The organism is Neotamlana sargassicola, assembly GCF_020523965.1.
Taxonomy (GTDB): domain Bacteria; phylum Bacteroidota; class Bacteroidia; order Flavobacteriales; family Flavobacteriaceae; genus Neotamlana; species Neotamlana sargassicola.
This window is the reverse complement of the sequence record NZ_JAJAPX010000001.1, coordinates 644,517-665,760: the sequence shown is the minus strand read 5'-3', so window position 1 is coordinate 665,760 and position 21,244 is coordinate 644,517. Positions and strand designations below refer to the sequence as shown.

Annotated in this window: 20 protein-coding genes; 5 read left to right on the top strand and 15 right to left on the bottom strand. The window is 33.6% G+C overall.

Annotation, left to right across the window (positions count from 1 at the left end; all coding sequences use genetic code 11):
• Positions 1 to 89: 89 nt before the first annotated feature.
• On the top strand, positions 90 to 620 hold the full coding sequence (locus tag LG651_RS02870; protein ID WP_226694647.1) for a CvpA family protein: 531 nt from the start codon (positions 90 to 92) through the stop codon (positions 618 to 620).
• Here the strand turns inward: LG651_RS02870 and LG651_RS02865 are convergent.
• The 12 genes from LG651_RS02865 to LG651_RS02810 all read right to left on the bottom strand — a co-directional run bounded on the left by LG651_RS02865 (position 617) and on the right by LG651_RS02810 (position 13,373).
• On the bottom strand, positions 617 to 1,285 hold the full coding sequence (locus LG651_RS02865) for a DUF2490 domain-containing protein (protein WP_226694646.1): 669 nt from the start codon (positions 1,283 to 1,285) through the stop codon (positions 617 to 619). The genes LG651_RS02870 and LG651_RS02865 overlap by 4 nt on opposite strands.
• Before the next feature lie 6 nt (positions 1,286 to 1,291).
• The gene (locus LG651_RS02860) at positions 1,292 to 1,921 is read right to left on the bottom strand and encodes a carbonic anhydrase family protein (protein ID WP_226694645.1); all 630 of its coding nucleotides are present in this window, start codon (positions 1,919 to 1,921) and stop codon (positions 1,292 to 1,294) included.
• 40 nt (positions 1,922 to 1,961) lie between these two features.
• Complete coding sequence (locus LG651_RS02855; protein ID WP_226694644.1) at positions 1,962 to 3,545, bottom strand: SulP family inorganic anion transporter; 1,584 nt, start codon at positions 3,543 to 3,545, stop codon at positions 1,962 to 1,964.
• Positions 3,546 to 3,627: 82 nt separating this feature from the next.
• Positions 3,628 to 3,912: a hypothetical protein gene (locus LG651_RS02850; protein WP_226694643.1), complete on the bottom strand. Its 285-nt coding sequence runs from the start codon at positions 3,910 to 3,912 to the stop codon at positions 3,628 to 3,630.
• A 40-nt stretch (positions 3,913 to 3,952) separates the two neighbouring features.
• The gene (locus LG651_RS02845; RefSeq protein ID WP_226694642.1) at positions 3,953 to 4,729 is read right to left on the bottom strand and encodes a tetratricopeptide repeat protein; all 777 of its coding nucleotides are present in this window, start codon (positions 4,727 to 4,729) and stop codon (positions 3,953 to 3,955) included.
• Positions 4,730 to 4,757: 28 nt separating this feature from the next.
• Positions 4,758 to 6,530, bottom strand: coding sequence for a BatD family protein (locus LG651_RS02840; RefSeq protein WP_226694641.1), 1,773 nt, complete (start codon positions 6,528 to 6,530; stop codon positions 4,758 to 4,760).
• Positions 6,531 to 6,665: 135 nt separating this feature from the next.
• On the bottom strand, positions 6,666 to 7,526 hold the full coding sequence (locus LG651_RS02835) for a tetratricopeptide repeat protein (RefSeq protein ID WP_226694640.1): 861 nt from the start codon (positions 7,524 to 7,526) through the stop codon (positions 6,666 to 6,668).
• 83 nt (positions 7,527 to 7,609) lie between these two features.
• A complete protein-coding gene (locus LG651_RS02830) occupies positions 7,610 to 8,647 on the bottom strand; it encodes a vWA domain-containing protein (protein WP_226694639.1) in 1,038 nt (345 codons plus the stop codon).
• A 78-nt stretch (positions 8,648 to 8,725) separates the two neighbouring features.
• Positions 8,726 to 9,733: a vWA domain-containing protein gene (locus LG651_RS02825; RefSeq protein ID WP_226541624.1), complete on the bottom strand. Its 1,008-nt coding sequence runs from the start codon at positions 9,731 to 9,733 to the stop codon at positions 8,726 to 8,728.
• On the bottom strand, positions 9,733 to 11,385 hold the full coding sequence (locus LG651_RS02820) for a BatD family protein (protein WP_394371653.1): 1,653 nt from the start codon (positions 11,383 to 11,385) through the stop codon (positions 9,733 to 9,735). The genes LG651_RS02825 and LG651_RS02820 overlap by 1 nt, the downstream gene beginning before the upstream one ends.
• Positions 11,386 to 11,392: 7 nt before the next feature.
• Positions 11,393 to 12,259: a DUF58 domain-containing protein gene (locus LG651_RS02815; RefSeq protein WP_226541628.1), complete on the bottom strand. Its 867-nt coding sequence runs from the start codon at positions 12,257 to 12,259 to the stop codon at positions 11,393 to 11,395.
• Positions 12,260 to 12,371: 112 nt separating this feature from the next.
• A complete protein-coding gene (locus tag LG651_RS02810; RefSeq protein WP_226694637.1) occupies positions 12,372 to 13,373 on the bottom strand; it encodes an AAA family ATPase in 1,002 nt (333 codons plus the stop codon).
• A gap of 262 nt (positions 13,374 to 13,635) precedes the next feature.
• Here LG651_RS02810 and LG651_RS02805 point away from each other — a divergent pair, with 262 nt between their 5' ends.
• From LG651_RS02805 to LG651_RS02795, 3 genes are all read left to right on the top strand, one after another.
• Positions 13,636 to 14,388: an SDR family NAD(P)-dependent oxidoreductase gene (locus LG651_RS02805; protein WP_226694636.1), complete on the top strand. Its 753-nt coding sequence runs from the start codon at positions 13,636 to 13,638 to the stop codon at positions 14,386 to 14,388.
• Positions 14,389 to 15,522: an ATP-binding protein gene (locus LG651_RS02800; protein WP_226694635.1), complete on the top strand. Its 1,134-nt coding sequence runs from the start codon at positions 14,389 to 14,391 to the stop codon at positions 15,520 to 15,522.
• 118 nt (positions 15,523 to 15,640) lie between these two features.
• Positions 15,641 to 16,576 (top strand): cadherin repeat domain-containing protein, encoded by a 936-nt coding sequence (locus LG651_RS02795; RefSeq protein ID WP_226694634.1) that lies wholly within the window; start codon positions 15,641 to 15,643, stop codon positions 16,574 to 16,576.
• A 470-nt stretch (positions 16,577 to 17,046) separates the two neighbouring features.
• On the opposite strand, the gene LG651_RS02790 is transcribed toward LG651_RS02795, so the two are convergent.
• Both LG651_RS02790 and LG651_RS02785 read right to left on the bottom strand, forming a co-directional pair.
• Positions 17,047 to 17,622 (bottom strand): hypothetical protein, encoded by a 576-nt coding sequence (locus LG651_RS02790; RefSeq protein ID WP_226694633.1) that lies wholly within the window; start codon positions 17,620 to 17,622, stop codon positions 17,047 to 17,049.
• 19 nt (positions 17,623 to 17,641) lie between these two features.
• Entirely contained in the window at positions 17,642 to 18,571 is a 930-nt protein-coding gene (locus tag LG651_RS02785; RefSeq protein ID WP_226694632.1) for an OmpA family protein, read from the bottom strand.
• A 212-nt stretch (positions 18,572 to 18,783) separates the two neighbouring features.
• Here LG651_RS02785 and LG651_RS02780 point away from each other — a divergent pair, with 212 nt between their 5' ends.
• Positions 18,784 to 18,999: a hypothetical protein gene (locus LG651_RS02780; RefSeq protein ID WP_226694631.1), complete on the top strand. Its 216-nt coding sequence runs from the start codon at positions 18,784 to 18,786 to the stop codon at positions 18,997 to 18,999.
• A gap of 32 nt (positions 19,000 to 19,031) precedes the next feature.
• Here LG651_RS02780 and amaB read toward each other — a convergent pair whose 3' ends face one another.
• Positions 19,032 to 20,600 carry an L-piperidine-6-carboxylate dehydrogenase gene (gene amaB, locus LG651_RS02775; RefSeq protein WP_226694630.1) on the bottom strand — a complete coding sequence of 523 codons (1,569 nt, stop codon included), beginning with the start codon at positions 20,598 to 20,600 and terminating at the stop codon, positions 19,032 to 19,034.
• Between the last annotated feature and the right edge of the window lie 644 nt (positions 20,601 to 21,244).

The following is a 21,244-nucleotide window of genomic DNA, read 5'->3' as shown; positions in this document are numbered from 1 at the left end:
GTTCAAATTTAATGAATGCCTTTGTTACTTGTTGGATTTGCATTAAAAAAGGATGGAATTTATTTTATATTTGTTGAAATTGATTTTTTATGGGCGTTATTGATATTGTTTTAGGTGCTTTAATTTTATTAGGCTTAGTTAGAGGTTTTTTAAAAGGCCTTTTTGTTGAAGTGGCTTCGCTTGTTGCTCTGGTTGCGGGTGTTTATGGCGCTATACATTTTAGTAATTTTGCTGCCGAATTTTTACAAACTAAAACCGATTGGGGCGAGAAAACCATTAATGTTACTGCATTTGCCATTACTTTTGTGGTTATTATTTTGGCAATTGCTTTGGCAGGAAAAGCACTTACTAAACTTGCCGATTTTGCCGCACTTGGTATTTTAAATAAACTTTTAGGCGGTGTTTTTGGGGCCTTAAAAATTGCACTTTTACTGAGTGTTATTTTAAATATTTTCGACAAATTTAATAACACCATCACCTTTATAGATGATGATGATATTGAAAATTCTATACTTTACACACCTGTAAAAAGTTTGGTGCCGTTAATTTTTCCGAAATTAATTTCTGATGAAACTGATGACGATGAAACTGAGGATGACACCGTGTTGCAAGAGGCTTAAAAGTTTACAAATGTCATGACGTTTATTTGGTCGCGACTTGTGGTTTCGAAAAACTGATTCATATATCCGGCTTCTACACGAACATTTTTAGACAAGTTATATCCTAAACCGCCGTACAACCGATTGCGATCGAAAATAGAGGTTTTGGTATTTAAAAATATTTCGTTGTAGGCCGATAAATAGAATTTACTGTTGCCATTTTCTGGTTTGCATAAGGGTACTTTAGCCGATAAAAAATAACGAAATCGCATTTTAAAGTCGCTTTCTACAAAGCGTTGCTCGAACCTATAACGGTGACTTAAACTAACGCTACCAATAGTTTGTTTTGATATAAATTGCTGATATATGCGATGCTCGTTTACCGAAGTTTTATTATCTGTATTATTAATATAATTTTCTGATAAAATATAGCCGTAGCCTAATAGTACATTGTTTTTACTTTCGTTAAAGGTATAACCCAAACCTGTACGCAGTAAAAGTTGTTCTAAATCGCCTATGGCATTGTAATTTCTGTATTGTACTTCGTGGTGAAGGTTCCATTTTTGGTTAAGCTGCTTGTTTCCAAAATAAATTAACCAGTTGCCTAAATTACTGTCTTGCGCTACCGAAAAAAAAGGCAGCATTAATAAAATTATTAATGCTGCCACACATTTTTGTAAAGTCATAATATTTTACTCGTAAAATTCTACAGCTCCCGTTGTAATATTATACATGGCGCCTATAATTTTAATTTCGCCATTTTTTTCCATTTCAGATAAAATTGGACTTTCTGCATGAATTCTATCTATGGTAAGCTCTACATTTTTTTTAGATACATTATCTACAAACTCTAAGTTTTTAGAGTTACGTTGGCTTTCGTCTGCAGGTTCTGTTACCGCTTCTACTGCTGGGTTAATTTTCTCTATTAGCTTTGTTAAGTTACCCATTTCGGCATGGTCGCAGGCGCCTTTTACCGCTCCACAGCTTGTGTGACCTAAAACCACTATAAGTTTTGTTCCGGCTAATTTACAAGCAAATTCCATGCTTCCTAAAATATCTTCGTTTACAAAGTTTCCTGCAATACGTACGCTAAAAATGTCGCCTAATCCTTGATCGAAAACTAACTCTGCCGATACGCGTGAATCTATACAACTTAATATTGTTGCAAAAGGAAATTGTCCTTCTTTAGTATCGTTTACTTGTTCTAACAGGTTACGGTTTGCTTTTAAATTATTTTGAAAACGGATGTTTCCTTCCTTTAAAAATTGTAACGATTTTTCAGGCGTCATGGTTGCCTGAGTTTCTTTTGTATGTGCTTTCATGTTAAATTTATCTTTTTTTAAACAGCCTTAAATAAATGTATTAGGCCGTTATTTTTTGTTTAAAAAATTCTATAAAACTCTCTGGATTCTCAACAGTGCCGCGTTGAGAAATTAGTTTTATATTAATATTTCTTTCTTGAGCTTTTAAAATAAAGTCTTCTAAAATTTCGATAATATCGTTATCTAAATAACGGGTTCCCGTTACGTTTAATTCTAAAAAAGAATTTGGTGGTAAGCTATCTAACTCTTTTAATATGGCACCTTTGTTAAAGAAAGTAACTTCTTCGGCTAAGGTCATTTTTACCTTACCTTCATTACCTTCTTCTTTGTGTAAAAAGTGTGAATTTTGAAAGTTTTTAAGTAAAATAACAAAAATACCTACCGCTAAACCTAAACCAATACCTAATAACAAATCTCCTGTAATTACCATTGGCATTACTGTGGCCATAAAAGGTAACCACTGTTTCCAGCCTAGACTAAACATAGCTTTAAAGGTAGATGGCTTTGCTAGTTTAAAGCCAACTATAAATAATACTGCAGCAAGTACAGCAAGAGGTATTTGGTTTAATAAATTAGGAATTAAAATAATTGAAATTAGTAAAAAGAACCCATGTATAATAGCAGACATTTTGGTTTCTCCTCCAGATTGAATATTGGCTGAACTACGAACAATTACTTGAGTTATTGGCAAGCCCCCGATTAACCCCGAAATTATATTTCCTGTGCCTTGAGCGAGAAGTTCTCTGTTTGTAGGGGTTACATTTTTATGCGGGTCTAACTTATCTGTGGCTTCAACGCACAATAATGTTTCTAAGGATGCCACTAAAGCTATTGTAAAACCTGTAATCCAAACTTCTGTATTCGCTATAACTTCAAAATTTGGGAAGCTAAATTGCCCCATAAAGCTATCGAAACTGTCTGGAACAGGAACAGATACTAATTGGCTTTGGTTTAAACCAAAGTCGCCTCCTTTGGTTGATAAATAATATACAATACCAACAACAACAGCCACTAATGGCCCTTGAATTAATTGAAAAATTTTTCCTTTTTTGGATAATACATTGGACCATAGTAACAAAATACCAATAGCAACCAACCCTATTAATGTAGCTCCAACGCTAATGTTACCACTTATTAAAGCATTAATATCTTGCAGTAATCCAGAAATTAAATTATTCCAACCTACATTTAAAAACTCGTAGTCTCCTTGAACAGTTTTATCCATGCCAAAAAAGAATCGAATTTGTTTTAAAATAATAATAATACCAATTCCTGTTAGCATGCCTTTTATTACAGATGATGGAAAAAAGTAACCAATAATACCTAAGCGTAAAATGCCAAAAATTAATTGAATTACGCCACCTATAACGACTGCTAATAAAAAGTTTTTGTAGCCTAAGGATGTAATCGCTATTAAAACAATAGCTGCTAATCCAGCGGCTGGACCACTAACACCAATGTTAGAGCCACTAAGCGCACCAACAACTATACCTCCAACAATACCAGCTATTAATCCTGAAAATAACGGCGCTCCACTTGCCAGTGCAATACCTAAACATAAGGGCAACGCAACAAAAAACACTACAATACTTGCTGGCAAGTCTTTTTTAAGTGATTTAAACATATAAAAATTTTTTTGCTTTAGAATTTTACTCTAAAGACGGTTAATGAAAATTTAATTTTTTTAAAACGTGTAGAAATAAACATTAACCTAATTCTGGGGGAGGAGAAATAAGATTTACTAACGGATTAGGATATTTTTTTGAGAAATAAACAGTTTGAATCTTCGATGTTAAGGCCAGAATGCGCGTTGTTTCTTCGTGAGGATTATTACATTGTAACTTAATTTTGCTTAATTCTTCTTCTTCGGCAAAATTATTATAAATCACAGACACATCTGCAGAATCGTCTAAAATAATAAGTACTGTTGGCGCTGCTATAAAACAGAGCAGTGTAACAGAAAAAAATAAGACTATTAAGTTTTTAGACATGTTAGTTGGGTTGTTACACAAATATAACAAATCAAACGAATTATTCTGTTACATGTGTTTTAAAATCTTTAAGAGGTTTTATGTCGTTTGAGCTTATCCAACCAATTTTACCATCTGTAAGCTTAATTTTTTTCCAGTTTTCGAAAGTTTCAACAATTTGTACTTTAGTGCCTTCGTGTAATCTAAATGCTTCTTCGCTGTTTGGGTTGGGGCCCGTTTTTATTTTACTCTCTTGTGTGAAAATAATAGCTGGATAATCTTTTTGTTCAAGGTTATATTTGTAAAATGCTAAGGCTAGTGTAATAACTGTTAAACCTAAAGAAACCAGACTCCCAATAAAGGCTAATCGCTTTCTATTGGTTGAGAATGCAAAATAATATGCTAAGAATAAAATAACGAACACAAAAACCAAAATCACCGCTATTTTTGCCCAAGCATCAAACGTAAATTTATTGGCTATTGATTTTATAATTTTCGATACACCAGAGTCTGGAACAACATCAATAGCATCAATAGTCATGTTTTGCGCAAAAGCAAGATTGTTTTTAATATCGGCATCATTGGGTGCTAACAATAAAGCTTTTTCGTAAAAGTAAATACTTGGTGCAATGTTGTTTAATTTGTAATTGGCATTACCGAGATTAAAATACAAATCAGCTGAATGCTTTCCAGTTTCTAGAATGGCTTGGTATGCATCGATAGCTTCGGCATATTTAGCATCGTTGTAAAGCGCGTTGGCTTTTTCGAACAATGTTTTATTTTGACCAAAACTTAACGCGGATATAAAAACTACGAGTATGTAAATTATGTTTTTCATAAAATGCTTCACTTTGTTCAAAATGCTATTAATTAGCTTGCTTATCTATTAACGAAATGGTTTTTGCAGCCTTGTCGTAATCTTCTTGCATAGTTACATTGTCTATGGGTGTGTAACGTGCTAGCTCACAACTTTGTAATATGCTGTTAAAATCTGTAATAACGTTAGCGTCAACTTGTTTTTCGTTAAGTAATTCGGTTATTCTATCTTTACTTAATTCGCTTGTTTCAATATGTAATTTTGCTTTTAAATAATTGTGTAATGCTTTTTCTAAAGCCACATAAAATGCTTCTTTTTGTCCTAAAGATTTTTTAGCACTACTTAAATATTTTCTCGCTAATTTATCGGCTTTTCTAATTTTGTTTCCATAAACGTCGGCATCACGTTTTGCTTTTTGTTTTCCAATTAAAATAGCTAATGGAATAGCTAAAAACGGCAATAACAATAAATACCAAAACAAATTTGTTTTAAAGAAATGACTTTGTTTTATAGCTGAAAACGTGGTATCTGTTTTAATAAAAGCAAACTGATTGTCGTTATAAACCACCGCTTGTTTGTTATTGTTAGCGCTGTTATTTTCGTTGGAGTTAACACCATTTGAAGGCCCGTTTAATACATCAATTATAATTTCATTGGATGATAAGCGCTTATAACTTTCTGTTTTTAAGTCGAAATAAGAAAACGAAATACTTGGTATAGGGTATTTACCTTTATATTGAGGCACAACCGTGTAACTATCTGAAATACTACCTTGCATGCCTGCTAAATTTGTTTTAACATTTTCGGTATGCTCTGGCTCGTAAACCTCTAACGAACTTGGTAAAGTTACTTTTGGTAAATTAAATAGTTTTAAATTACCATTACCACTAACACGAACTTTAAGTTGTAAAGATTCTGTGGCATCTAATTCAGTTTTAGATGTAGAAACATCGAATTTAAAATCGCCAACCGCTCCAGTAAAATCGGCGGGTTTCCCTGCTTCTGGTAAGGCTTTAACGTTTATTGTTTTGTTGCCTGCAGACACGGTTCGGTTAACTCGCGTCATGAGTAAACTACCAAAAATATCGCGACGGTTTGATGGTACCCGCATAGCGATATTTAAACTTAAAGGCTCTATATTAAGTTTTCCTGTTTTTTGTGGGTATAAAACCGTTTTTCGTAATACTAAAAATCTATAATCTTCGCCGTTATAAGTTCCATTTTGTACCTTCTGGTTTTGCGTATCAATATTTTGACTCCAGAAATCGTTGTAACGAGGACTATCGATTTCATTCCAATTATCGACCGCTACTTTTGGAGACACATAAAGTTTATATACGACTGTAATAGCTTCATTTAAATACGGGTTTGTTTTTGAAACTTCGGCTACCAAATGAATATTCTCTGAAGCTAAATAATTAGGGTCGTTAGGGTCTTTTGGAATATCGACTGCAGCCGTAACTTCAACCTTTAATGGTGTGGTTTTATAGGTTTCGCCATCAATATTTATAGTGGCTTGATTAATGGTAAATGTACCTCGGCTTTTAGGTGCTAAAAAATAACTATATGTTTTTTTATAAGAACGAACGCCATTTATCCAGGAATTACTAACCGATTGATTTGGACCACCTATAACGGTAAAGTTTGCAAAATCTGGCGGATTAAAATTATCGCCATCTTGATTCATTTCAAAATCTATACGCAAGCGCTCGTTAACACCCAACTTTTTTTTGCTTGCTTTAGCTTCAAACTTAATTTGAGCTCCAGCAAATGTAGATGTCATTGCAATTAATAAAATAACTATGTAATTCTTTATCTGCATGTTTATTTTAATAAGATGCTTCGTTTTAGTTGACTCGGCATAACAATTTATTAGATTTTATTTTTTAGAGATGCTTCGACTGCTCTCAGCATGACATATTATTAAAACTCCAAACTCAATTTTCGGCTTTCAAAACTACCAATCTTTTTCGGTTTTTACTTTTACACCCTTTTGTTTTTCGGCGTTCATTTTTTCTTGAACCTTTTGTTCTTGATTATTCATGGCTTCTAGCAAGTTTTTAATTTGCTGTGGCGATAATTGGCCTTGTTGCGGCTTTGGCTGCTGATTTTGCTTTTGCTCATCGCCTTTATCTCCTTTGTCTTCTTTTTCATCTTTAGGCTTACCATCTTCATCTTTTTCATCTTCACCATCTTTTTTATCTTGATTCTCGTCGTTTTCGCCTTCTTTATCCTTATTTTCCTGATCTTGTTTATCCTGCTGGTCTTCGTTTTCTTTATTTTGGTCTTGCTTATCTTGATCTTGATTCTGATCTTGATTCTGATCTTGGTTTTGATCTTGCTGATCTTGTTGCTCCTCGGCACATTCTTTTGCTATACCAAGGTTATATCTAGTTTCGTCGTCGATTGGGTTGTTTCTTAGCGCATTTTTGTAAGCTTCAACTGCTTCTTTACACTTTTTATTTTTCATTAAAATGTTACCAATATTATGAAACGCACGATGTTTTTCTTCTTTTGAAGTTGAAGAAGTAGCCGCTTGTTGTAAACGATACAATGCTTCATCAAAATTACCATTTTTAATATAACTTGTTCCTAAGTTATAAACACCTGCTTTTGTTGAGGCTTGTTCTGACAGTGCTTTACGATATTCCATTTCGGCAGAAACAAAATCGTCGTCATTTAACAACGCGTTACCTTCATAAACATAATTATTGGCTTTTTTCATCGCCAATAATTGTGCCTTCATAGCATCATCTTCTTCTTGTGAAAAGGATACCAAAGAAATAAATACGCTTAATATTGTTAATAAATGCTTCATATGTTCTTTTAAATTTAAAAAACCCATTGTTTTTGCACGTTAAAAAAATGATAAATAATTAACACGCTACACACAGTAGAATCTTAAAAATTCTCATTAAATAGATTTAATTTTTTTAACCAAGCTGTTTTTCTTTCTAATAGGAAAATATCTAATAATAAAAAGAAAATTCCGAAGCCTAAAAACCATTGAAACTGGTCTTTAAAATCGGCAAATTGTTTTGCCTCGAATTCAGTTTTATCCATTGCGTTTAAAATCTCCCTAATATTTTCAACTACGTTATCTGTATTTTTTCCATTAATATAAGCGCCATTTGCTGCTTCGGCTATGGCTTTTAAAGTCTCTTCGTTAAGCTTAGTTATAACGGTTTCGCCTTGGCTATCTTTTTTATAATTTAAAACAACTCCATTTCTTTTCTCTGGTATTGGACCTCCTTTTACATCGCCAACACCAATAGTGAAAATTCTAATGCCATCTTCGTTTGCTGCTTTAGCTATAGCTTCGGCTTCTTGCCCATGGTCTTCTCCATCAGAGATTATAATGAGTACACGGTTGGTTTGCTCTTCATCATCAAAATACGTTGATGCTAATTTTATGGCTTCGCTTATAGCAGTTCCTTGCGACGATAACATATCGGTATTCATACCTTGTAAAAACATTTTTGCCGAGGCATAATCTGTGGTTATTGGTAATTGCGGAAATGCTGCTCCTGCGTAAGCAATTATACCTACACGGTCGCTAGCCAAATTGTTTACAATTTGCGTAACTAATTGTTTCGATTTTTCTAAACGGTTTGGTGCAATATCTTCGGCCAACATACTTTTTGAAACATCGACAGCAAAAACGATATCTACACCTTCACGCTTTACTGTTTCTAGCTTTGTGCCAATTTTAGGGTTTACTAAAGCTAAGGATAAACACAAAAAGGCTAAACTTAAAACCACAACTTTTAAAACGGTTTTAAATGTAGATTTATTCGGACTCAGTTTTTTAAGTAATGCTTTATCGGCAAACTTATTTTGTGTTCTGTATCTCCAGAATTGAAGACCAAAAAATAGGAGGATTATTACCGGAATAACAACCAATGTCCAAAACCATATTTTCTCTTCTAATTGATACATGTTTTAGTTTAAAGTTTCAGGTTTAAAGTTGAAAAGTTTTATGTTTAGTATTTTCGCTTTCGTGGAAAAACAAAACGGTTAAACAAAGCTTTTAAAAACAGTGTTTCGCAATAACAATTCAATCAACAACAATAATCCTGCGATTAATACTAGCGGACGAAACTTTTCTTCGTAATTGTAAAACTTAAATTCTTCTATTTCGGTTTTTTCAAGCTTATTAATTTCGTCGTAAATTTCTTCAAGCTTCTTATTATTAGTTGCTCTAAAATATTTTCCACTTGTAACTTCGGCAATTTCTTTTAACAAGGCTTCATCAATTTCAACTTGAATTCTTCCGTATTGAAAATTACCCGTTCTTGGGTCGATAGCAACAGGCGACAATGCCATTCCGTTAGTTCCTAAGCCAATAGTGTATACTTTTATACCGTATTCTAAGGCTAGTTCACTTGCAATTTTAGGATCGATAAACCCAGAATTGTTTACACCATCGGTTAATAAAATAATAACTTTACTAGAAGCTTTACTATCTTTTAATCGGTTAACCGATGTTGCTAATCCCATACCAATGGCGGTTCCTCCTTCAATAATGTTATTATATTTTATGCTTCGCAACGAACGCAATACAATACTTTTATCGCTTGTAATTGGTGTTTTTGTGTAGCTTTCGCCAGCGTATTCTACCAAGCCAATACGGTCGTTTGGTCTGCCTTGAATAAATTCTGAAGCTACTTTTTTAAGCGCTTCTAAACGGTTTGGTTTTAAATCTTTGGCAAGCATACTTGCCGAAACATCTATTGCCATTACAATATCTATACCTCGAGTTGTTTTGGTTTTAGAAGACACATCAACCGTTTGTGGTCGTGCCAATGCTGTAATTAAAAATGCTAGTGCTAATAAACGCAAAGCAAATAATACGTGCTTAAATTTTGGCAATAACGAGTTTGTAACTTTAAAGCCTTTTAAACTCGATATTTTAAGTTCGGCCGTTTGCTTTTTGTTTTTAAAAATATACCAAACAATAGCTAACGGTAATGCTAATAGCAACCAGAAAAATTCTTTATTTACAAACTCAATACCTTCTAACATTACTCTTGTCCTTTTTTAAGTTCTATAGAATTTAAAATGCGCTCAACTGTTTGGTCTGCATAAACATCATCAACAGGATACGTTATAGCAATTTGTTGCACGACGTTTTCTGAAGCAAAAAATAACATAACGTATTTTAAGTCTTCATAATTTCCTGTTTTTAAGCGGTCTGCTTTTAAAGTTCCGTGAGTTTTTATGCCTTCTGCCCCGTTTGGCGTAGTAAACTTTTCTTTTAAAGTTACAATATCTTTAGCACCTTGGGCTTCTAATGCTTTAAAACTACCTTCTATACTTTGTTCTACATCAATGCCACCTTCTGGCGCTTGATTTAAAACCGTTGTATTTACTAACACACTAAACTCATCAAGTAAAGTGCCGTACATAAACGAGGTCATTTGCATGTTAGCTTTTAACTCGTCTGGAACAGGAAGCTCAACGCGTTTTAAAACTTTTGGTGTGGAAATAGTAACTGCAGGAAAACCATATTCACTATTTACCCAATCGCCTTCCAGTAACTCTTTGCTGTCGTGACCCAAAATGGTGTCTTTTACATAACCAAAACCGTATTTTAATGAAAACCCAACATAGGTTGCCGCTAATAAAAACAAGGCTATACCTGCCGTTAACCAGATTTTTCGGCGTTTCTTTTTACGCTCTTGTTCTTCACGGTATTGTTGGTCTAAAAGCTTTTCTTCTTCGGTTGGTTCTGGTAAAGCTTCTTTTACATGATCTATTTCTACATCAATCGTATTTCTGTCTAGCTTTGCTAACTCAACATCTGGTGCAGATTTTGCAAATTTTACTAAATCGGCACGTTTTAAAATGCTTTCTAAGTTTTTAATGTCGTCGTTACTTAAATCAACTTGATTGCCTTGTTTAAGTATTTTAAGTCTATCTATCAATTCGTCTGTTGTGCTTTCTAGAGCGCGATCGTAAACTTTTTCATCTAAATATTTACGAATAATAAAGGTTAAATCGGAATAATAATCTTTTAAATTTTCGTGCTCTAAATAGTGGCTTTCGTCTAGCTTTTTAAGTGCTAATTTAGCACGATCGTAAGGCGGTAATAATGCAATTTGCTCAGCTTCAGTTAATGGTTTTTTACGCCAAATAAACCAATATAAAAGTGCTGCAATAACAGCTATAATTAACAATACGATGAGTGCTGTTTTCCACCAATCGCTGCTGCTTTTTTCAACTTCAATAATTGGTTTTATATCGTATAAGCCTTGTTTTGTTGTATCTACCGCAACATTAAAAACCTCAACTTGTAACGAATCGGTAAAAAAGGTTTTATCTGCAATAATTATTTTTTGCTTTGGTATGGTGTATTTACCCGAATCGAATTGCGTTAACCCGTATTTTTTTACCAAGCTATACTTATCGGTCTTTTTTAAAGTATCAATTGGGTAAGATTCAATAACTTCTAATGGTGAAAATAATTGCCCTTCTGGGAAAACCACCAAATTTGTAGTGTCGGTTTCTACCTCAACTTTAAAGGTGATTTGTTCTCCTATTTTGATTGAAGTAGAATCGATTGACGATTTTACTTGAGCATTCAAGAAAAAAGAGAATAGAAAAAAGAACAAAGAAAACACAAGTGTTTTAGATTGTTTTGATTTAATATTCATCATTAGTAATTCGTAATTCATCATTCGTTTATCCTCTTCGTTTAAAATAGCCTAGTAACTTTTTTACATAGCTTTCATCTACACGGCAATCCATACTTCCCGCACCCGATTTATTGAAACTATCTTTGTAATAGTCGACTTTTTCTCTATAAAATTTCGCGTAATTCTGTCTTACTTTTTTCGATGATGTGTTTACCAACATAAGCTCGCCCGTTTCTTCGTCTTGCATTTGTACAACACCTAAATTTGGTATGTCTTCTTCGCGAGCATCGTAAACTCGAATGCCAGTAACGTCGTGTTTTCCAGCTACAATTTTCATGGTGTGATGGTAATCGTCTGCAATAAAATCGGACAATACAAACACAATGGCTTTCTTTTTCATTACACTTGATAAAAAACGTAATGCTTCAGCAACATTGGTTTGTTTACTTTCTGGTTGAAACTCTATAAGCTCTCGTATAATACGCAATACATGCGAGCGTCCTTTTTTAGGCGGAATAAACAATTCTACTTGATCTGAAAATAAAATCAGGCCTATTTTATCGTTGTTTTGTGTTGCCGAAAAGGCTAAAGTTGCTGCAATTTCGGTAACTACTTCGTTTTTAAATTGCTGGTTTGTACCAAACATTTCGGAACCTGAAACATCTACCATTAGCATCATGGTTAGTTCGCGTTCTTCTTCAAAAACCTTTATGTAAGGCTCGTTATAACGTGCGGTAACATTCCAATCTATATTTCGTACATCGTCTCCAAATTGATACTGGCGAACTTCAGAAAAAGTCATACCACGACCTTTGAAAGTCGAGTGATATTCGCCTCCAAAAATATGATCAGACAAACGGCGTGTCTTAATCTCAATTTTTCGTACTTTTTTTAGTAATTCTTTAGTATCCATCTATTCAGTAAACAGTTTTCAGTCGCAGTATTCAGTTATCACAAACTATTTATACAGTATTCAGAATTATCGTAAGCAACTGCAAACTGCTACTGAACACTGTAAACTATTTTCATGGAACTTCAATCTCGTTTACTATTTTGTTTATAATGTCTACAGAAGTTACATTTTCGGCTTCGGCTTCGTAAGTGATACCTATTCTGTGACGTAACACATCGTAAACAACCGCACGAACATCTTCTGGAATTACATAACCTCTACGTTTAATAAACGCGTAACATTTTGCAGCAGTAGCTAAGTTTATACTACCACGAGGCGATGCACCAAATGAAATTAATGGTTTTAAATCGGCAAGTCTATATTTTTCTGGATAACGCGTTGCAAAGATGATATCTAGAATGTATTTTTCAATTTTCTCGTCCATATAAACCTCACGAACAGCCTGTTGAGCTCTTAAAATGGTATCTGTTGAAATTACAGATTGTACTTTTTCCCAAGCCCCTTTTAAGTTAGCACGCATAATTAGCTGCTCTTCGTCAAGTTTTGGATAATCGATAACAGTTTTAAGCATAAAACGGTCTACCTGTGCTTCTGGCAAAGGATAAGTTCCTTCTTGCTCTACAGGGTTTTGTGTTGCCATTACTAAAAACGGCTTATCTAACGGGAAGGTTTCATCACCAATAGTTACTTGCTTTTCCTGCATCGCTTCAAGTAATGCAGCTTGTACTTTTGCTGGTGCACGGTTAATCTCATCGGCAAGTACAAAGTTTGCAAAAATGGGTCCTTTTTTAATAGAAAAATCATTATCCTTCATATTATAAATAAGGGTTCCTGTAACATCGGCAGGTAATAAATCGGGCGTAAACTGTATACGACTAAATGTACCATCTACGGCTTGCGACAAGGTGTTAATAGATAGGGTTTTTGCTAAACCCGGCACACCTTCAAGTAAAATGTGGCCACGCCCTAACAAACCAATAAGTAATCGTTCTACCATGTATTTTTGCCCAACAATTACTTTGTTCATTTCTAACATAAGTAAGTCTACAAAAGCACTTTCCTTTTCAATTTTCTCGTTAATGGTCTTAATATCAATAGTACCTGTTTCTTCCATTATTTTTTAATTTTATTAAAAGCACGAATATAATGCCCTAATTTGAGCATTGCAAATTGTTAAAATTTTTCTTTGGTAGCTGTTAAAGAATGGTTAAAAAACATAGCTAAAACCGCTTGTGTAAAGGTTTAACGAATAATTATGATAAGTAAATCTTAAATAAGCGACTTTTATTTCTTGTGATAAAACAATTACAAGTAAACAAACTTTTTACATCCGAGTTGTTTTAAGTATTTTTATAAAGGATTAAACAAATATTAAAATGAAAAAAACGGCCCTAATTACTGGTGCAACTAGTGGTATTGGAGAGGCAACCGCTTACGAATTTGCAAAACAAGGTTTAAATATAATTATTTGTGGCCGACGTTTAGAACGCTTAAACACCATGCAAAAAGCATTATCTAAACTAACATATGTACATATTTTAAATTTTGATGTACGAGACAAAGAAGCTACACTCAATGCTATTAATAATTTACCAGATAGATTTAAACAAATTGATATTTTAATAAACAATGCTGGTAACGCCCACGGCCTAGACCCTATTAACGAAGGGAATACTGATGATTGGGATGCTATGATGGATATAAACGTTAAAGGTTTGTTGTATGTAAGCAAAGCCATAATCCCGCAAATGACCGAACGAAAATCGGGACACATAATTAATATCGGCTCATCGGCAGGAAAAGAGGTTTACCCTAAAGGCAATGTGTATTGCGCCAGTAAACATGCGGTTTTAGCAATTACCGAAGGTATGCGTATTGATTTAAACCCGCATAACATAAAAGTTAGTGCTGTAAACCCGGGGCTTGTAGAAACCGAATTCTCTAAAGTACGTTTTAAAGGTAGCGACCAAGCCAATCATGTTTACAAAGGTTTTAAAGCCTTGCAAGCTAAAGATATTGCCGAAATATTATACTTTGTAATTTCCAGACCCAACCACGTAAATATTGCAGATCTTTTAGTTTTTCCAACAGCACAAGCCAACAGCGTAACCGTTAAAAAGGAGTTTTAAATGATTAATAAACGCCTTCTTATTAAACATTTGCTTGCTCACAACGACGAAAATAGCTTTTACGATAAAAAGCTAAAAATAGACATTAGCGAAAAAGAAGGTAAAGCCAAATTTTTAAAACACATTTGTGCCCTATCAAACAGCAACCCTAAAAACAACTCTTATATTGTTATTGGTGTTAAAGATGAAAATAATGCCATTATTGGAGTAGATTTTTTTGATGATAGTAAAATTCAAAATTTAATAAACGCCTATTTAAGTCACCCGCCAATTGTGCAATACGAAAACATACCGTTTCCGCATTTACCACACGACAAAGTAGTAGGTTTAGTTACCATTCGCCCAACAGGAACCATTACCTCCCTCAGAAAAAACATTTGGAAATATTATGGTGGCTCTGTGTTTTTTAGAGACGGCAGCATGAGCATGCCCAAAGTTTTTGATATTGAAATAAAAGATGTGAATTCTGAACTAGTTGCCGCTATTGAAAAAAATTCGCAAAACAATATAGAGCATACTCTTGATGGTGTTATGGAGTTCATGAACGCCCGTACAGATTACACTCCACAGTACAAAGTTTTTAAAGAGTATTTTGTTGTGTGTTGGGCCGGACAAAAAAAAGTTGTAAACGATGAGGTGTTTTTCTCTAGAGTTGATATAGAATTAATTAACGAACAAGTAAAACTATTTTTTTCGGCTCTAGATGAGGTTTCCATTTTTTATGATGAAAACAGTTTTAAGATAATAGAGTATGTGCGCTTAGGGCTTCAGGATTCTTATAAATATTATCAATTAGAAGAAACTATAATTAACTTTCAAGACAATGCAAGTTATAATATTGAAACTACTTTACTATTCCAGCCCCCACAATTCGATAAAAAAATTCTCTTTCATATTTATAACAATAACAATGCTTTACTAGAAAAATTAAAAAAAGGCTTGTCGCTAACGCCTCGAGAAGAAGCCGATTTAAAAAACTTACCTTCGGCATACCTTATTTGTTATTTAAACCTATTTCATGAAGCCGTTAACAAACTTCATGAAGCAAAACCTTACTTAAAAAAACATAGTAACGAAGTTTACAATTACTACAAAGAATCGGTTAGAATTTTAAGAAAAGTTAAGTATAGCTAAATAGGGAAAACACCTTTTTTTAACGAGTAAAACCCTTGGTAAAATGCGTGCTTTAACTCTTTACAAGCGTACAATTATTGCATTGCTTTGTAACACTAAAAATAAAATTATAAAAGTTATGAAAGCAACGCGCAGACTAAAGTTTTTATGGGCAACATTATTATTAATTGTAGTATTTGCCTGTAGTAAAGACGAGGATAAAGCAGGTATTAATGTGCAAAATTTTATTGCCAATTTTGACGAAAACCCAACGAACGGTGACGCTGTAGGAACAATTCAAGCTGTTGGATCGGGCACTTTAAGTTTTAGCATAACGAGCCAAATACCAAGCGGCGCTTTAAGCGTAAACCCAAGTACTGGAGCATTAAGTGTTGCAGATGCTAGCCTTTTCGATTTTGAAACGAACCCAATTATTTCGGCCGAAGTTACCATTATAGATGTATCAAACACCGAAACAGCTTCGGTTACCATTAATTTAAACGATTTAGATGATATTGAATCCTTTTTAAGTTCCTCGAAAGCCAGTTATGTGGCAGCTTCGGCTGGCGAATGGATTGCCGTTACCGAAACAGAATACAATGCTTTAGCTACAAATTTAAATGAAATAACAAAAGTGGCTACAAGCGACAAAGAGTATGATTATGATTTAGATGTTGAAAGGAGTTCAACAGAATTTACCATTGCAAATAATAACGGACATACTATTCCGGCTTCCAGCTATATAATTGCATTTAAATTTCATGCCATAACAAACAGTAGCACCAACAAAGTACTAATTTCAACTACCCATTTACTTGGGCCATATACTCAACTAGGCAATAATTTACCTACCACTACAACAGGTGATCAATTTTATGTAATAAAAGGAAATAATACAACTGCCGAAGGCTATTTAGGATTCTATAATTCTGACCAAATGGGTTTTAAAAGAGTTCCAACATCCATTAGTTACGGTTTTCATTCTTCAGAATCATTAACATTGCTCTCTGAAATATTTGATGATGCTCGTATTGTTTTATACCAAGGACTAAGTACCACGCAAAAACAGTGGTAGTTAAAATGTTTAAACATTGCTATTAATCAATTCTTAAAAAAATCCTTGCTTGAAATGCGTTTTTAAGTGAGGGTTTTCTTTTAAAAGCACCAGGTTGCAAGATTATAAAATATTCATATTGAAGTTAAAACATTTTGAATGCCTTAAAATGAAGGGGCTATTTTTAATAATACCAAAATACTTACAACTTAACCTTTATTTAAACTTGAAAATATTTTTATAATTAAAAAAAAGTTGCATTTTTGTCTTGCTATTAATCAAATAAACCTTGTGCTCCAAATCGCTTTTTGAAACAGAGTCAAGGTTTTTTTTATGCTTAAATATTGGTTTAACTAAGTTTTGTTTTAAGAGCTTCAGAATATAGTAGTAATAAATTTCTCAAGTCAAAAATAACCATATCATTATTCAGGCGAATAAAAAAATGGTTACTATAAATAATAACCATTTTTAAAATAAAGTTTTACTAGCAATTATTTTCCACCATCTAATTGATCCTGCCAATCTAACAATTCTTGCCACTTTCCTTCGTAAGCTAATTGTGCTTGTTTTGGCCATGTTCCTGGTTTATGCATTTTAAAACGATCGCCTCCACTGGTTAAAACTTCTTGACATTTTTCTACACTACATTCTGATAAAGCTTTCCATGTTTTAATATCATGGTTATGAAATAAACCTTGAATTTTGGGGCCAATACCTTCTACCACAGTTAAATCGTCTTGTTTTATTTTTTTACCAAAAACAGCCTTTGCTGCATCTGCATTAAAAGGAATAAGAGCTACGGCAGGCGCTGTTAAAGATGCTGCTAAACTTAGGTTTTCCGCTTTTACTGTTTTTAAGTTTTCTTCTAAATTTAAAACAGAACTCTTAGATAAGCTTAAGTCTGATTCTAAACTCATTTTTGATGCCTTACACGCTTTTAAGTCAGCTTCAAGCTTTTCTATATCAGCTACATTACTGTTGCTTCCTCCAGTTAATCTACCTAATAAATAACCTAAAAGAGCACAAATAAGGCCTACTAATAATGGGATTAATATACACCAATTCATAATTTTATATTTTAATTTTTTAGTTAATTGTAATTACTGTTCTTCTATTTTTTGCTCGACCTTCTTCTGTATTATTATTTGCTATAGGATCTGTTTGTCCTTTGGAAGAAGTTTCAATATTATCGTTTAAAATACCATTGTTAACCAAATAAGACTTTGCAAAATCTGCGCGCCCTTGGCCTAGAGTTAAATTAGTTTGTGCATTTCCTGTATTATCGGTATGCCCAACAACTAATATTTTAACTCCCAGTTTATCAACGCAATGTGAAATATCTGCTATTTTTTGACGTTGTTCAGGTGTTAAATTTATTTGAGCTTGCCCTGTTTTAAAATAAAGCACAATAGGATTTTTTCTAATAGAATCGCAAGACGCTAGCAACTTTTCATCAACCTCATCTGGACTATGTGTTAACATATTAAATGATACAGGGCCAAATAAAGTATTAGCCTCGTCTGGTACAATAGCATCGTTTAACTTACCGTATGTATCCAATTGTTTTGATGGAATACCATGTGTAACAAAGTAATTTTTAACGCTGTTAGCACGAGCTAATCCTAAATTAGGAAAAGCGGAGTTGTTAGTTTCATTGCTTTTGTAAAAGCCAGTAATGTTTACTGTTTTTAAAGGATTTTTTAATAAAAAATCTTCCAGTTTAGAAACGCGAGAAATTACCTTTGGCGACACAGAATCTAAAATTGAAAAAGACGATGTTTTAAAATTAAAATTATCGTTAACATTAAGTTTAAAAGCTCCGTTTTGGTCTGTAATAGCAAATGCATTTCGGGTTACGGTAATAACTTTGGGGTTTGCTTCTGTATTGGTTGTAACTTTAGCAGGTGCTGTTTCTTCTGGACAGCAATAGCAACTATCGCATAAATAGCAATACAATAAAGTACCAATAATAATTGTGAGCAAAATACCCAAAAGGTAAGTTGTTTTTTTACTCATGTAGTTGTGTTTTAAATAATTCGCATTCAATATATTAAAAAAATTAACATTTTTTAACATAGTTTAGAAACATTCAACTTTAAAAAGTCACTTTATTTAGTAAAACACTTAATTACTAACCAGAATAATTTAAAATATAAAGTTTAAAATCAATTTTACTGAAAATTTTAAACCAGACTACGCTGTTATTTTTATCTTAACACGAGATGATAATGATAGAAATTATGGATGATTTAGCACAAAAACAAGCCTGTTTTTTAGGTGTTGAAAGCGCAATTAACGAATTAGGTTTTATAGGTTATTTGAAAACGCTTGAAAATATTAATTCTTGCAAAGAACAAACAAACCATGTATTTGCCCAAAAAAACGTCATACGTTTGCGAAGTATTTGTTTGGGGTATATTAATCTTTCAATCCATTTAAAATAAAGACTTTTATTCTGCTAAAGATAAAAATCGTTTTATAAATTAAATTTAATGCCTTGTGCTAAGGGTAATTCGTTGGAATAATTTATGGTATTGGTTTGTCTGCGCATATACACTTTCCATGCATCGCTGCCTGATTCGCGACCGCCACCTGTTTCTTTTTCGCCTCCAAAAGCACCACCAATTTCGGCGCCCGAAGTGCCAATATTAACATTAGCAATACCGCAATCGCTGCCTGCGTACGAGAGAAATTTTTCGGCTTCTTTCATGTCATTTGTCATTATTGCCGACGATAGCCCTTGGGCGACACCGTTTTGCAAAGCAATGGCGTTTTCTAGCTCACCCGAATATTTTATAAGGTATAAAATAGGAGCAAAGGTTTCATGTTGTACAATTTCAAAATGGTTTTCGGTTTCAATAATGGCAGGTTTTACATAACATCCGCTTTCGTAACCTTCGCCTTCAAGTACACCACCTTCAACCAAAACGCGTCCACCTTCAGCTTTTGCTTTTTCTATGGCTTTTACATAGGTGTTAACAGCATCAGTGTCAATTAAAGGCCCAACATGATTGGTTTCATCTAAAGGATTTCCAATTTTTATTTGCTTGTAGGCGCCAACAATAGCGTCTTTTACAGTATTGTAAACCGATTCGTGAATTATTAAACGACGCGTACTTGTACAGCGTTGACCACAAGTACCAACAGCACCAAAAACAGCACCAGGAACCACAACTTTTAAATCTGCCGAAGGTGTAATAATTATGGCGTTATTTCCGCCCAATTCAAGTAACGATTTTCCAAAACGTTCGGCCACAGTTTTGCCAACAATGCGTCCCATTCTGGTTGAACCTGTTGCCGAAACTAAAGGAATTCGAGCATCTGTAGTTAGGTATTCGCCCACTTTATAATCGCCGTTTATTAAACACGAAATACCTTCGGGTAAATTATTTTCTTTTAAAATTTCTGCTATAATATTTTGACAAGCAACGCCGCATAACGGTGCTTTTTCCGAGGGTTTCCAAATGCAAACATCGCCACAAATCCAAGCTAATGCTGTATTCCAACTCCAAACGGCTACAGGGAAGTTAAAAGCCGAAATAATACCAACAATGCCAAGTGGATGCCATTGTTCGCGCATAATGTGTCCTGGACGTTCCGACGGAATTACTTGTCCGTTTAACTGCCTAGACAAGCCTACCGCAAAATCACAAATATCTATCATTTCTTGCACCTCGCCGTAACCTTCTTGAAGGGATTTGCCCATTTCGTACGATACTAATTTGCCTAAAGGTTCCTTTAGTTCGCGTAGTTTATTTCCAAACTGTCTTACTATTTCACCGCGTTGAGGTGAAGGCACATCGCGCCATACTTTAAAAGCAGAAGTGGCAGAGGTTATAATTTTGTTGTAATCGGCTTTAGTGCTGCTTTTAACTTTCCCAATAAGTTTGCCATTAACAGGAGAATAGCTTTCTATTAAATTGATGTCTGTATCGTTGCCAATAGAAAAATGATGTACTCCAGTTGAAGAGCCTTCGTTCACAGCTTTAATTCCTAATTTATTAAGAGCATCCTCAATTCCAAAATGGTTTATTACAGCGTTCATATTTATAAATTTTTAATTTAATAGGATTTCTTTACTAATATAACAATTTTAAGTCGTTTTTATTAAAGCTTAATAAGCTTGAACTTTTAGTTTTATTGCAGAATATGGAGTCATTTAAAACAAAAGCACTTCAAAAATCTAAGAATCCAATAGTAAGGCCGATATGTTTGTTATTGTTAGTCAGGTTTAGTGGCGCATTTTATTTTGACCTTGCTAAATTCAAAATCTTAAGTTTTTTGGTAGGAACTTATAATTTGAGAAAAGCTCTTAAAAATTAAATATAGTCATAATGAGCTCTTATTGATAGATGAAAGGCTGTGAATATGGTTGTAAATTTCAGATTTATATGTTTAACAATGAGTGTTTTCCATCTGAAAATCATGTAAAAAAGACAGGTTTTTGGTGTTTAGGTTCTTATAAAACTGTTTGTCGATACATCTTGTCGACACAAAAAGACGTTTCGGCTTGTATTTTGTTGTTGAAAATAAGTGTTATATAAATTTGCCTTGAATATAGCCCCAAACTATACAATCATGAAAAATCTTACTTGTAATGTGCTTCGTATGTGCCTTGTGTTTTCTTTATGTTCAAGGTTAAAAAATACTAATTTTCTAAAAACAATATTTATTTCTAGAAGCTTTTTG